Source organism: Niallia sp. MER 6, assembly GCF_023714395.1.
Classification (GTDB): domain Bacteria; phylum Bacillota; class Bacilli; order Bacillales; family Cytobacillaceae; genus Niallia.
The window spans coordinates 349034-362142 of record NZ_JAMAUK010000001.1 but is presented as its reverse complement, the minus strand read 5'-3'; the positions used below and the strand labels follow the sequence as shown (position 1 = coordinate 362142).

The 13109-nt window shown below is 40.1% G+C and carries 13 protein-coding genes; 11 read left to right on the top strand and 2 right to left on the bottom strand.

Going from position 1 to position 13109, the window contains the following annotated elements:
- Positions 1–70 precede the first annotated feature (70 nt).
- Together M3600_RS01790 and M3600_RS01785 are read right to left on the bottom strand one after the other, a co-directional pair.
- Positions 71–886 carry a hypothetical protein gene (locus M3600_RS01790; protein ID WP_251644642.1) on the bottom strand — a complete coding sequence of 272 codons (816 nt, stop codon included), beginning with the start codon at positions 884–886 and terminating at the stop codon, positions 71–73.
- A 103-nt stretch (positions 887–989) separates the two neighbouring features.
- Entirely contained in the window at positions 990–1895 is a 906-nt protein-coding gene (locus M3600_RS01785) for an AraC family transcriptional regulator (protein ID WP_233317801.1), read from the bottom strand.
- 170 nt (positions 1896–2065) lie between these two features.
- Here M3600_RS01785 and M3600_RS01780 point away from each other — a divergent pair, with 170 nt between their 5' ends.
- The 11 genes from M3600_RS01780 to M3600_RS01730 all read left to right on the top strand — a co-directional run bounded on the left by M3600_RS01780 (position 2066) and on the right by M3600_RS01730 (position 12980).
- Positions 2066–2773: a ThuA domain-containing protein gene (locus tag M3600_RS01780; protein WP_267913468.1), complete on the top strand. Its 708-nt coding sequence runs from the start codon at positions 2066–2068 to the stop codon at positions 2771–2773.
- Positions 2774–2798: 25 nt separating this feature from the next.
- Complete coding sequence (locus M3600_RS01775) at positions 2799–3830, top strand: Gfo/Idh/MocA family protein (protein WP_233317796.1); 1032 nt, start codon at positions 2799–2801, stop codon at positions 3828–3830.
- Positions 3831–3859: 29 nt separating this feature from the next.
- Positions 3860–4828: a sugar phosphate isomerase/epimerase family protein gene (locus M3600_RS01770; RefSeq protein WP_237941105.1), complete on the top strand. Its 969-nt coding sequence runs from the start codon at positions 3860–3862 to the stop codon at positions 4826–4828.
- A gap of 24 nt (positions 4829–4852) precedes the next feature.
- Positions 4853–5911 carry a Gfo/Idh/MocA family protein gene (locus M3600_RS01765; protein WP_233317789.1) on the top strand — a complete coding sequence of 353 codons (1059 nt, stop codon included), beginning with the start codon at positions 4853–4855 and terminating at the stop codon, positions 5909–5911.
- Positions 5912–6263: 352 nt separating this feature from the next.
- A complete protein-coding gene (locus tag M3600_RS01760; protein WP_251644641.1) occupies positions 6264–6881 on the top strand; it encodes an SGNH/GDSL hydrolase family protein in 618 nt (205 codons plus the stop codon).
- Between the two features lie 20 nt (positions 6882–6901).
- Entirely contained in the window at positions 6902–7900 is a 999-nt protein-coding gene (gene mgrA, locus M3600_RS01755; protein ID WP_233317785.1) for an L-glyceraldehyde 3-phosphate reductase, read from the top strand.
- 97 nt (positions 7901–7997) lie between these two features.
- Positions 7998–9221 (top strand): sugar efflux transporter, encoded by a 1224-nt coding sequence (locus tag M3600_RS01750; RefSeq protein WP_233317783.1) that lies wholly within the window; start codon positions 7998–8000, stop codon positions 9219–9221.
- Between the two features lie 452 nt (positions 9222–9673).
- On the top strand, positions 9674–10114 hold the full coding sequence (gene psiE, locus M3600_RS01745) for a phosphate-starvation-inducible protein PsiE (protein ID WP_396953772.1): 441 nt from the start codon (positions 9674–9676) through the stop codon (positions 10112–10114).
- Positions 10115–10151: 37 nt separating this feature from the next.
- Positions 10152–10580, top strand: a complete 429-nt coding sequence (locus M3600_RS01740; RefSeq protein WP_233317776.1) for a MarR family winged helix-turn-helix transcriptional regulator — start codon at positions 10152–10154, stop codon at positions 10578–10580.
- Between the two features lie 124 nt (positions 10581–10704).
- Positions 10705–12324 carry an MFS transporter gene (locus M3600_RS01735; protein WP_251644640.1) on the top strand — a complete coding sequence of 540 codons (1620 nt, stop codon included), beginning with the start codon at positions 10705–10707 and terminating at the stop codon, positions 12322–12324.
- A 20-nt stretch (positions 12325–12344) separates the two neighbouring features.
- On the top strand, positions 12345–12980 hold the full coding sequence (locus M3600_RS01730; protein ID WP_251644639.1) for a biotin/lipoyl-containing protein: 636 nt from the start codon (positions 12345–12347) through the stop codon (positions 12978–12980).
- The last annotated feature ends 129 nt before the right edge of the window (positions 12981–13109 follow it).

Here is a 13109-nt window from a genome sequence, read left to right as displayed (position 1 = left end):
GCTATTCACCTAGCACAAAAAGGTGATAACGAAAGGGTGACAATAAATGCCACCCGTTTTCTTTGCATTATTAATAGAAAGAAGTGCTAATAGAAGCACTGCTCGTTGCTGTAGTATTCGTGCTTGAACCTGGCTTCCAGTTAAAGGGAGGCAGTGAGCTTCCAGACAGCTGTATACTGTTTGGGAAGGCTTCAGAGATAGTTTCACTAGTAACACTTGATGAACTGTCAGCATTGCTCTGCTCTTCATTTAGTTCTTGCAGTATGCTCTCGAAAATGTTAGCAATCTGTTCATCCGAGGCCGATTCTAAATCGAAGCCTGCAAGCTGGCCAGACAGATCACTAGATAATGAATCTGTAATAATGGAAGCTTCCGCAGTATCCTCCGTGTTTAAGCTGCTGATTATATTGGAAAGGAATTGACTCATCTGGGCAACAGTGTATTCCTCGCTCATTTGTGAAATCACTGGTGGAGGCATTGTTCCTATAGACATCACCCTTTGAGGCTTAGCACTTTCCAAAGTGTCTGATACTTGTTCAAAAAGGGAGGAGATTTCGTCTTCTGTACTTTCTTCTGTGTCAAATTCTGATAAGAGACTGCTGATGGTTGTATATGCTGTTTGCAAGCTGTCTTGCAGGGTAGTATCTGTCAAGCTGCCGCTCTCTTCTGCCTTCGGTTGCATATTTTTTAGAAATGCTGTTTTTTGTTCAGTTGTTAATGCTGGTAAGTCCTTTGTGCTTGTGACGGGCACCTCGCTTCCTTGGCTGCTTGCTGTGAGCATATCTTGGAATGAAGCGATAGAGTCATCTTGAGCAGTGACTGTTTGCACTGCTGATTTTTGCAGCATTTGCAAATAAGCAGAAGCATTACTTACTGATATGGACATAAAAAAACTTCCCTTCTAATAAAAATTCGGAATCTAGTAGTATAGATAAATCCGTATTAATAGTAGAGAGGAAAGCTTAAGATATGCTTAAATTTCTTTTTGTTTAAACTGCAGCATTTTGCTGCATGCGAAGACGATATTCCTTTGGAGAGCAGAGATTATGACGTTTGAACAGCTTATAAAACTGGGCAATATTGCTTATGCCAACATCAAAACTGATTTCCATAATGCTTTTTTCACTTGTTAACAGCAGCAGCTCTGCTCTTTTAATTCGTTTAAGATTCACATAGTCTATAAAGGAAATTCCCATGCTTTTTTTGAAATACTTAATGAAATAGTGATAGCTTAAGTTTAAGATAGAGCAGGCTTCCTCGACAAAAAGCTTATCTTTTAGATGATCTTCAATATAATCTAGCACTGGCTTTAGCCGGGTGAAGCTTTCCGCATCGGCAAATTTCAGCAAATTTTGCTCGTCGTTTCTAATGAGCAGCAGCAAAAGCTTTTTTATGGCCGAATTGATGGCAATCTCATATCCTTTTTCCTTTTGCTGTGCCTCCATATAAATCTCCATAATCAGGCTGTATACCTGTTTTTTTACTTGTTCATTTTTTTCAAAAATATAATTTAAATGCTGCAGCGGTGTTGTGACCTCAGAAAAGCAATGCAAATAGGGCAGGATGCTCTGGTCAAAATGCTTCACTAAGTCTACTTGAAACACAATATAGCGCAGATTTCCTTTAGAAGGTTTACATGTCCGGTGGGGCTGGGATGCACCCATAATATAAGTGTCCCCACTTCCAATCACAGTGGATTGATATTGGTGCTGAATCGCTAAATTGCCTTCCATGATTGCGAGAAATTCGACTTCCTTATGAAAATGCCATGTCTCCTGCTCGATAAGCGCAGTATAATCCGGCTCATCATTAATTTCCCAAACCTTTAAAGATAATAACGGATTTTCATAATGAACCACTTCATTAACAGGTTCTTCATATGTATTTTTAACCATTCTCTAAGACCCCCGACAAAAGATATAAATGCATCATCCATTATGGAAGTGTATTTTTTTATTTTCGATAAATGACACAATTGAATAAAAAGAAGCCAATTTTGAGCATTTATTAAATCGCTTTCATTTTTTATAATGATACCATAAATCGGTATTGGAGTGTGGCTAACTTGATAACTATATGGAACGAAAATCGCCATGAAAAAATAAATCCTGTTGTAGCGGAAATTTACCCTGATGGTATACACGGCTGTATTGACAGCGTTCTAAAAAATGCAGGCTTTGATACAAAAACGGCAACCTTGGATGATCCGGAGCACGGCCTGACAGATGAGGTGCTGGAAAACACAGATGTTCTTGTCTGGTGGGGGCATATTGCGCATGGAGAAGTAAAGGACGAAATTGTAGAAAAAGTGCATAAGCGTGTTCTAGATGGAATGGGACTTATCGTCTTGCACTCCGGCCATTTTTCGAAAATATTCAAAAAGCTAATGGGAACAAGCTGTGATTTGAAGTGGAGAGAAGCGGATGATAAGGAAAGGCTGTGGGTAGTTGCTCCAAGTCATCCGATTGCTGAAGGAATCGGTGAATATATCGAGCTAGAAAAAGAGGAGATGTATGGCGAGCATTTTGATATCCCAGCACCAGATGAGCTGATTTTTACAAGCTGGTTTACAGGCGGAGAAGTGTTCAGAAGCGGCTGTACATACCAAAGAGGGAACGGAAAAATATTTTATTTCAGACCGGGACATGAAACGTATCCTACATATCATCAGAAAGACATTCAACAAGTCATCATTAATGCAGTGAACTGGGCGAAGCCGGTTGCCAGAACACGTCCTGTATACGGGAACAGTCAGCCTTTAGAAAAGTTATAGAAAAAAATCATAGGGGGAAAAAAACATGAGTACATTAAAAATTGGTGTAATTGGCTGCGGGAGCATCGCTCAGCACAGGCATCTGCCTGAATACAGCTGGAATAAGAATGTGGAGATAGTCGCTGTTTGTGATATTAATGAGGAGCGCGCTCTTGAGATTGGCAAAAAATATGGTGCAAAAGCATATACAGATTATACAGAGCTTCTTGCTGTTGCAGAAATCGATGCGGTAAGTGTATGTACACCAAACTATCTGCATGCACCAATTTCTGTTGCTGCATTGAATGCAGGCAAACATGTGCTGTGCGAAAAGCCGATGGCAACCTCATCTGAAGAAGCAGCCCAAATGATAGAAGCAGCCAAAAAGAGCGGAAAAAAATTAATGATCGGGCATAATCAGCGTTTTGTAAAATCACATCAAAAAGCTCGTGAACTAATTAAATCAGGTGAAATTGGCAAATTATACAGTTTCCGCACAGCATTCGGCCATGGTGGTCCGGAGCAATGGAGCGTGGACGGCAAGGGAAGCTGGTTCTTCCAGAAAGAAAAAGCATTCATTGGCGCAATGGGAGACTTAGGTGTTCATAAAACAGACCTTCTCCGCTATATTCTAGGGGAGGAATTCGTTGAGGTTGGAGCCTTTGTGGAAACAAATGCGAAGGATTTTGCCGATGTGGATGATAATGCTGTGTGCGTATTGAAGACAGAAAGCGGAGTAATCGGAACATTGGCGGCAAGCTGGGCTTACACGAGCAAAGAAGATAATTCGACGGTGATTTACGGTGAGAAGGCAATCTTAAGATTGGAAGATCATCCTCAATACTCTTTAATCGTGCAGTATGCTAATGGGGAAACAGTAAACTATGAGCTTGGTAAAATCCAATCAAATGATGAAGGCGGCCAAAATGCAACAGGTGTGATTGATCATTTTGTCGCTTCCATTCTAACGGACAGTGAACCTTTGATTACAGGAGAAGAAGGCAAAAAATCTCTGGAAGTTATATTAGGTGCGATTAAATCAAAAGAGACAAAGCAAATCGCAACAATAAATCAATAAAATATATAGATTAGAAGGAGAGAATGGCAATGAAACTAGGAGTCTTTACAGTCCTGTTTGCGGATAAATCGTTTGAAGAAATGCTTGATGCAGTAAAGGAAGCCGGCCTGCAGGCTGTTGAAATCGGCACAGGAGGCTATCCGGGCAATGCACACTGTGATTTGGACACATTGCTGGAGGATGAAACAAAGAGGCAGGAATATATAAAGAAAGTCGAAGACAGAGGATTAATGATAAGTGCGTTCAGTTGTCACGGCAACCCAATTTCTCCTGAGAAGGAGTTCGCTTTGAAATCTCATGAAACTTTGATGAAAACAATCAAGCTTGCCTCCCTTCTAAATGTGCCTGTTGTTAATTGCTTCTCTGGAACAGCTGGTGATCATGAAGGAGCGAAGTTTCCGAATTGGCCAGTCACTCCATGGCCAACTGAATACAGTGATGTGAAAACATGGCAATGGGAGGAAAAGCTGATTCCTTACTGGAAGGAAGTAGGACAGTACGCAAGTGATCACAATGTGAAAATTGGTCTTGAACTGCATGGCGGATTCTTAGTTCATACTCCATACACACTTTTGAAGCTGCGCGAAGAAACATGTGATGCAATCGGAGCCAACCTTGATCCAAGCCATTTATGGTGGCAGGGCATTGATCCTGTGGGAGCCATTAAAATATTGGCAAAAGCAAATGCAATCCATCATTTCCATGCTAAAGATACGTATATCGACCAGGATAATGCGAATATGTATGGATTGACAGATATGCAGCCATACGGAAATGTACAGTCAAGGGCGTGGACTTTCCGGTCTGTCGGCTGCGGCCATAGTGCTGCAGAATGGTCTGATATGATGAGTGCATTGCGCACATACGGCTATGACTATGTTGTCAGTATCGAGCATGAGGATCCACTTATGTCTATCCGTGAAGGGCTGGCAAGAGCTGTTTCAACACTTAAGTCAGTTGTTATCGAAGAAGCACCATCTCAAATGTGGTGGGCATAAATACCAATTTAGGAGGATTTAAGCATGACTTCATATAAAGTAGGGATCGTAGGGTGTGGCAATATTTTTCCGATGCATGCACAATCAATCGTAACAAGAGAAGATGCTGAGCTTGTTGCAGTTTGTGATGTAAAAAAAGACCGGGCAGATTCAAAAGCGGCCATTTATAATTGTGCCAGCTACACAGACTATGAAAAGATGTTTGAGCAAGAGTCTCTCGATGTTATCCATATTTGTCTGCCCCATCATTTGCATGCGCCTGTTGCCATTGCTGCAGCAAAAAGAAAGATTCATGTGCTGACAGAAAAGCCGATGTCTATCAGCTTAGAAGATGCAGAAGAGATGGTAGCAGCACATCAGGAAAATGGCACAACATTAGGCGTTATTTTCCAGAATCGTTATAATCCAGGCTCTCAGCTTATTAAGAGGATGCTTGTAAACGGTGAATTGGGTGCGATTAAATCAGGAAAATTATCAGTAACATGGGATCGCTCTGATGAATATTATCAAAAAAGTGATTGGAAAGGTACGTGGGAGAAAGAAGGCGGCGGCGTTATTATCGACCAGGCGATTCACACATTAGATTTGATGAGATGGTTCATTGACAGTGATATTAAATATGTCGATGCAACCATCAGCAACAGAGCTCATGAAATAATTGAAGTAGAGGATTCTGCTGAAGGAGTAATTTCCTTTCAAAACAATGTTGTAGCAGCTTTTCATGCCATCAATTACTACACATATGATGCACCTGTGGAAATAGAGCTGCATTGTGAACAAGGAATTGCTAAAATGGTTGCAGACCGTGCAACTGTTCGTTTGATGGATGGCAGAGAGTTTATCGCTGACAATAATCCGCAAGAAACATTCCATTATGATAATGGTGCAAAGGGCTATTGGGGTGTAAGTCATGTCAAGCAAATCAACAATTTCTATGAGTCTCTAAAATCAGGAGCAGCCCCTGATATTACGGGAACAGATGCATTAAAAACACAAAAAATGATTTGTGCTATCTATGAATCTGGCAAGAAAAGAGAAAGAGTTGTATTCCAACAAAATACATCGCAAAAAGAATTGGCTTAATAGACGAACCTTTGTGAAGACTCAAAGGTAGCTGAAACACTCTGCAATGACATTTGCCAAAAGCTATACTAAATTAATTGACTTGATTAAATGAAAGTCAAAAAACAAATTTAGCAGCCATTGTCCAAGCAGAACGTGAATAAATATGAAGAGGATTCCTGATTGGGGGTCCTCTTTCTTAGCTGTCAACAAAAAAAACATGTTTTTCAATTTTTGTAAATAGAAAAAAAGGGTTTGCAAATAGAATAAGAGAATGCTAGTATTGGTGCGAACAATGTGATGAAAGCGTTTGAACTATTAATATATACATGTAGAACACTTAAACTTTTGTGAGGGAAAGAGGTTGGTCAGCTTGAACAAAAAGGATCTATTGCTGTTCATTGGTGACAGCATTACAGAAGCAGGCAGATATGAAGATCCGGAACAGATTGGTTTCAGCTATGTCCGTTATATTAGAGATTATATGGCGATTAATCGGCCAGAGTCTCTCCCAACAATCATCAATAAAGGGATTGGCGGCAATAGAGTCCCTGATTTGGCGGAGCGCTGGGAAGCAGATGTACTGAATCTAAAGCCAGATTATGTATCGATATCAATTGGCATCAATGATGTATGGCGACAGCTGGATTCCCCGCATCAAGAGTCATTGTCGCCAGAACAATTTAAAGAAGTTTATGCTAATTTGATTGAGCAAGTTCGCGCCCGCACAAATGCCAAAGTCATTTTAATGGAGCCGACTGTAATCCAAGAGAATGTAGATGCCCAAGGAAACAGGCTGCTCATACCATATGTAAAAGCAGTACAGGAACTGGCTGAAAGCTATAATGCCGTACTTGTGCCAACACATACAGCATTTATTGCATATCTTCAAAAAGAGAATCACCAAGTGCTGACAACAGACGGTGTTCATATGAATACAGCTGGAAATATGCTGATGGCACAAACATGGCTTCAAGCCGTCTTAAACTAAATCGAAAAGGAGATAACGAAATGGTGTATACAGCGAATGAAAACCGTTATGAATCGATGAAATATAATCGAGCTGGAAACTCAGGTCTTTTGCTCCCAGCCATCTCTTTAGGGCTTTGGCATAATTTTGGCGGTGTGGATACATATGAAAATGGCCGGGCTATTTTAAGGAAAGCATTTGATTTGGGCATCACCCATTTCGACCTGGCAAATAATTACGGGCCGCCGCCTGGAACAGCGGAAGAGATGTTCGGAAAAATGTTAAAGGATGATTTTGCGCCATATCGGGATGAAATGGTTATTTCCACTAAGGCAGGCTATCATATGTGGCCAGGTCCATATGGTGACTGGGGCTCAAAAAAATATCTTGTTTCCAGTCTTGATCAAAGCTTGAAAAGACTGGGACTTGAGTATGTGGATATCTTTTACTCGCATCGTCCAGATCCAAATACGCCTTTAGAGGAGACGATGTCGGCTCTTGACCTCGTTGTTCGGCAAGGGAAAGCTATGTATGTTGGAATCTCTAACTATAGTGCAGAACAGACTGCAGAAGCAGTCAAAATTCTCAATCGCCTTGGCACTCCGCTGCTTATTCATCAGCCGAAATATTCTCTTTTGGACCGCTGGATAGAAACAGGGCTTCAAGACGTATTAGCAGAAAACGGTGTTGGTTCGATTGCCTTTTGTCCGCTGGCACAAGGTTTGCTGACAAGCAAATACGCAAACGGCATTCCGGAAAATTCAAGGGCTGCAAAACCACAAAGCTTCCTGAAGAAAGACCAGGTTACCGAGGAGTTGGTAGATCGCGTGATGAAATTGAATCAAATTGCATCAAACCGCGGTCAAAGCCTTGCTCAAATGTCATTAGCATGGGTTCTTCGCCATGGGAAAGTTACTTCTGCTCTCATCGGTGCAAGCCGAGTTAGCCAAGTTGAAGAAAATGTCGCAGCACTGAACAACTTAGATTTTTCGGAGAAAGAGCTTGCAGATATTGATTATATTTTAACTGCTTCCTTCTAGCAGTTACAAAATAACATTGCTGTCTAAATGGCAGCAATGTTTGTTTGCTAAAGACAGAATACAACTGTATTGATAGAAAAAAGGAGAGGAAATCATCATGATAAAAAAACTGTTGTTTGTGTGGAGAATCCCATCATTTCCAATTCTTTTTTTAGCGAATTTCATATTTGGCTTGTCTATGTCATTTTTTGCCCCATTCTCTTCCCTTTTTGGAATTGATGAGGTTGGAATGAGCAATATCGGATTTGGGGTATTTATGACAATTATGGCAATTGGCGGTGTCGTAATCAGCACCATCATTGCCAAAAAATCAGATGCACAATTAAGCAGAAAGAAAATTTTATTATTTACAAGCTTTACAGGCATGCTCGGCTATATAGGCTTTGCCTTTGTCCGGGATTATCTCTTTTTGGCAGTGATAGCCTTTGTTCTGCTTGGTTCGGCAGCTGCCTCTGTGCCGCAGCTGTGGGCCTATGCGCGGGAGGCGCTGTATCATTCTGATGTTCCGAAAGAACAGGTGCCGTTTGTAATGAATGTTTTCAGGATGTTCTTTGCCCTTTCCTGGACAGTAGGACCTGCAGCAGCAGCATGGCTGCTGGCAATAATAGACTTCAAAGGATTGTTTCTGTTAGTTGCAGCAAGCTATGGAATAGGAATGATTGTAATACTGCTTTTCTTGAAGGATATTCCGAAAATTGTTGGTGAAAAGAAGGCTGTCCCTACCGGGGTGAGCTCTTATGTCCGGAAGCCTCATATATTCGGAAACTTGGCTGCTGCTTTGCTTTTAGCAGCGGCAACATCAATTCATATGTTGAATGCTCCGCAATTTGTTACTAAAGTGCTTGGTGGCAGCGAGTTTGATGTTGGATTAATATTCAGTGTGCCGCCGATTTTTGAAGTACCGATGATGATTGCTGTCGGAATCTTGGCTACAAAGCTTGATAACAGTCTGCTCATAAGGATAGGCTTTGGCATTGCTGCCATTTATTTTACTCTATTCTTTTTTGTTGGCGAACCTTGGCAGATCTATCCACTGCAAATATTAAGTGCTGCACAAGTTTCCATTACTTCAGGAATTGCCATTTCTTATTTTCAGGATTTTATTCCTCAAGCACAAGGAACGGCAACAACACTGTATATGAATTCTACCCAAATCGGCAACACGGTTGGTTATTTACTGTTTGGCGTTTTAGCAGAAGCGATGAGCTATGGCAATGTCATTATTATTTATGCGATTTTCGCCATTGTTGCCTTACTATGTCTAATCCTTTTCGGAAAGGAAAAGCAAAAAGCACAAACAGCATCGTTTCGGATGGAATAAAGTTTTATGAAAAAGGCAGAGACATAAGTATGTGAATTTGTGTAAAAACCGATCTATTAATCATGTATTGATTAATAGATCGGTTTTTGTGTTTTAGTTTTAATACACTAATTAAAAATCTTATTGGAATGGAGCGGAGGACACTCAACTCCTGTGGGAAATAGAGGAAAGGATGAGACTACGCAGGCGAAGACGAGGAGGCTCATCTTCCTCCCCGCGGAAAGCGAGTGGCTGGAGCGCAATGAAACGAACTAATTTTAAAGCCGTAATTTAGTCACAAGCTTTATTTTTCAAATTGTAATCTTATTAATCGTGTTTAGACTGGTTATCTTTCGTTTTATCTCAACCTGTTTTTTTATAGCCAAATAAAAATTGCAGTAAACTCATAGTAAAAAAATAAATTTATGTATAAAATAAAAGAATCGTTTGAAAATATCCTCAAGCTAGGAGGAGTGTTGTTGGAGTCTCGAAAGGAAAAAGAGAAAAAGCAAGTAAAAAAACAGCATTTGCTGCTTGCCAATATCTTGCAGCAAATTTTGAATATTTCCTTGATTTTGCTTGCGTTAATGCTAAGTGTTTTATTATGCAAAGAAATCATTTACTTTGTCGGACATGCAATGGAGCTCCATCAGATAAGCAGCAATTATGAACTGCTTGAAAGAATATTGGTGTTCTTTTTGTACTTTGAGTTTATTGCCCTCATAGTGAAATATTTTCAAGAAAGCTATCACTTTCCATTAAGATACTTTCTTTATATCGGCATCACTGCAATGGTCAGACTTATCATTGTCTACCACGATAATCCATTGCACACACTGCTGTATACCTGTGCTATTCTTGTATTAGTTATCAGCTACTACATAATCTCGGCAGCATCATCAAGGAAACATTAGAAATAGTAAAGAGAAGCTTCAAAGGGGGAGGATGCAAATGAATAGTTCACTTCAGTCGATAGAATATGAAGTTGCACTTCTGGTTCGTTTAATTACGGCAAGCAATCCAAAGCTTGGGAGTCTTGATCGATCCGAATACTTAATATTAAGTGAATTACAGCAAAAAGGGCCGATTGGAATTAATGAAATAGCACACCAGCTGCTGTTAAATATCTCAACTGCCAGCAGACAGGTTAGTAATCTCGAAACGAAAGCTTATATTAAAAGATACCCTGATGCGAATAATGGACGGATAAGCCTGATTGAAATAACAGAAGAAGGACTTGAGGTTCTAAAACGAGTGCAAAAGGCACGCCGTACAGTGTATGGGGATATCTTAAAAGACTGGAAACAGGAAGAAATCGGCCAATTGGATAAATTAATTAGTCGCCTTAATGCTGATTTTAAGAAGTGGGGGCAAGATTGAAAGGGATTCTTACAAAGAGTCTCTTTTTTTCTGCCGTAAAAAAAGATTGATTATTTATTTATATATTGTATAATACAACTTGTTGTATACAATATATAAATAACCACAAAAAGGGGGAGGGAAAATGAGTCAGCAAGTTAATACATCTGCATCTGAATCAGAGAAGGTGGCAGTTCCTCCATATTTAATCATTTCCATCTTGACAATATTCGCCATCGGTTCACAGTATTTTTCCAATCTTTCTTATATATTAAACCAAGGTGTGATACAAAATGGTTTGCAGCTTGGAACAAGCAGCCTATTGCTGCCTTCGACCTTATCTAATCTTGGGTTTGCATTTGGTGTGCCTATAGGACCAGTGTTGACAAGGAAATTTGGTTTACGAAAGAACTATTTGCTGTTTACATTTATTTTTCTGATTGGCTCCATTATGGCAGTCCTTACAGAAGATTTATTGTTTCTTATCATCGGGAGGGTTGTCCAAGGAATCAGTGCAGGATTTTTGTTTTTAACGATCTTGCCTGCCAGTCTAAAGTCGTTTCCTAATAAAATCAGGAACACGTTTTTGCTGATGATCATCACAGGTCTGTTCGGTGCTAGCGCTTTAGGTGCTTTATTTGGAGCCGTATCCTTACAGGCCGGCGCTTGGCGCTGGCTGTTTGTGCTGAATGTTATAGCTTCTGTTCTGTGTTTATTGGTTGGCTTTTTCGGTTTGCCAAAGCTAGAGCAGAAAGAAGAGCATTTGCCACAGGACAAAACAGGCATATTCCTATGGACGGCTTTGCTAGCGGTGCTTGCCGTTCCATTATGTAATTTAGTGGACAAAGGCTTTTCATCAATCTATGTTTGGCCATTTTTACTAGCAGCTTTCATACTGATGTGCCTATTTATTGTTGTTGATAGAAAGGCCGAAACCCCATTAGTGCCATTTAGAACATTAAAGGCATCAAAGCCTATCTCAGGCACAATCATGGCCATCGCTTCTCATCTGGCATTAGTTTTTGCAATTGCTGGTATTAATGGGTTCTTACGCAATAATTTAGATTTGCCGTTTGTATACTTGTCCTATTTTTATTTCTGGTTTTTCGTCGGTATAGTTGTGACAGCTGTTCTAAAAACGGTTTTATATGACAAATTAGGAGCAGGTATCCTTGGTATTATTGGTTCAATTGCCGTTATTTACGTAAGCATTCAATGGAGAACGATTGATTCAGCAACCTCCTTGCATGAATTATATTTTCAAGTCGCCTGCCTAGGAGCGGGGGTAAGCATGGTATTAGTGGGTGGAGCATTAGGAACTGCTCTTGCAGGAGACATTCACCAAGCCTCCATGCGGTCTGTCACGTTACATTCTATGCGTAACTTTGCCGGTGCCATTGTTTCCCCGTTACTCGCATGGTTTTTAACAAAGCAAAACGCCGTCAATTATGAAATGCTTCGATGGAGCCTGCAAAGTGACAGTTCAGAGTTTAAATTGGAAATGGCAAATTGGACGCGACGTTTAATGGAGCAGGGGAATTCTGTTGCAGATGCAAAATCATTGGCATCTTATGAACTCGTTGTTCATGCCAAAAAATCTGCTATTTTAGGAGCCTACCATCAGCTTTTCACAATACTGCTAGTTTTAGGTGTAATTATGCTGCTTTCTTCCATCGGTAAAGTTGCCACAGGCAAGGGCAGATCACTTGTTCAAAAACCGTCAAAGGAAGCTGTAAATCACAAGGCGGAAAACATTAGAGTCTAATCAAGATTGGAGAGAAACAGATGAGCAAAGGGAAAATATTATTAATAAACTTCATCGGACTTGTTGTTATATTAGGTCTGATTGCTTTAGGAGCTTATTTTTATTATCAAAACAAAAATTATGTAAAAACAGATGATGCTGTCGTTTCAGCAGATATTACGGAGATTATGGCGCCAACTTCAGGGGTTCTAACGAGCTGGAACGGGGAAGCTGGAAAAGATATAAATAAAAAGGAATCAGTAGGAAAGGTAAGCAGTGGGAAGACTGCAAGTAACGTAAACAGTATGGAGGCTGGAACGATTATTAAAAATGAAGCAAAGGCAAATGAGCTTGTTCAAGCAGGGCAGGTGCTCGCTCAAACAGCAGATATGGATCATATGTATGTTTTAGCGAATATTAAGGAAACCGAATTAAAAGACATTGAGATTGGTGATAATGTTGATATAACCGTGGACGGTGATTCAGATGTAATGTTTGACGGAAAGATAGAAGATATCAGCTATGCGACAAACTCTGTCTTTTCTGCATTGCCTTCGCAAAATGCAACAGGGAATTATACGAAAGTGACACAAAAAGTCCAAGTGAAAATTTCCATTCAGAATCCGACAAAAAAAGTGCTGCTCGGTATGAATGCAGAGGTAAAGATATCTATTTAAGAAAAAGGGCAAATCCTAAGAAACTAGCTTAGGGTTTGTCCTTTTTCGTTTTCTTAATATAGTAAAATTAACTTGAGGATGCATGTAAAAGATTGGTATTATAGAAGAAGATTATAGAAAGAGAGAATG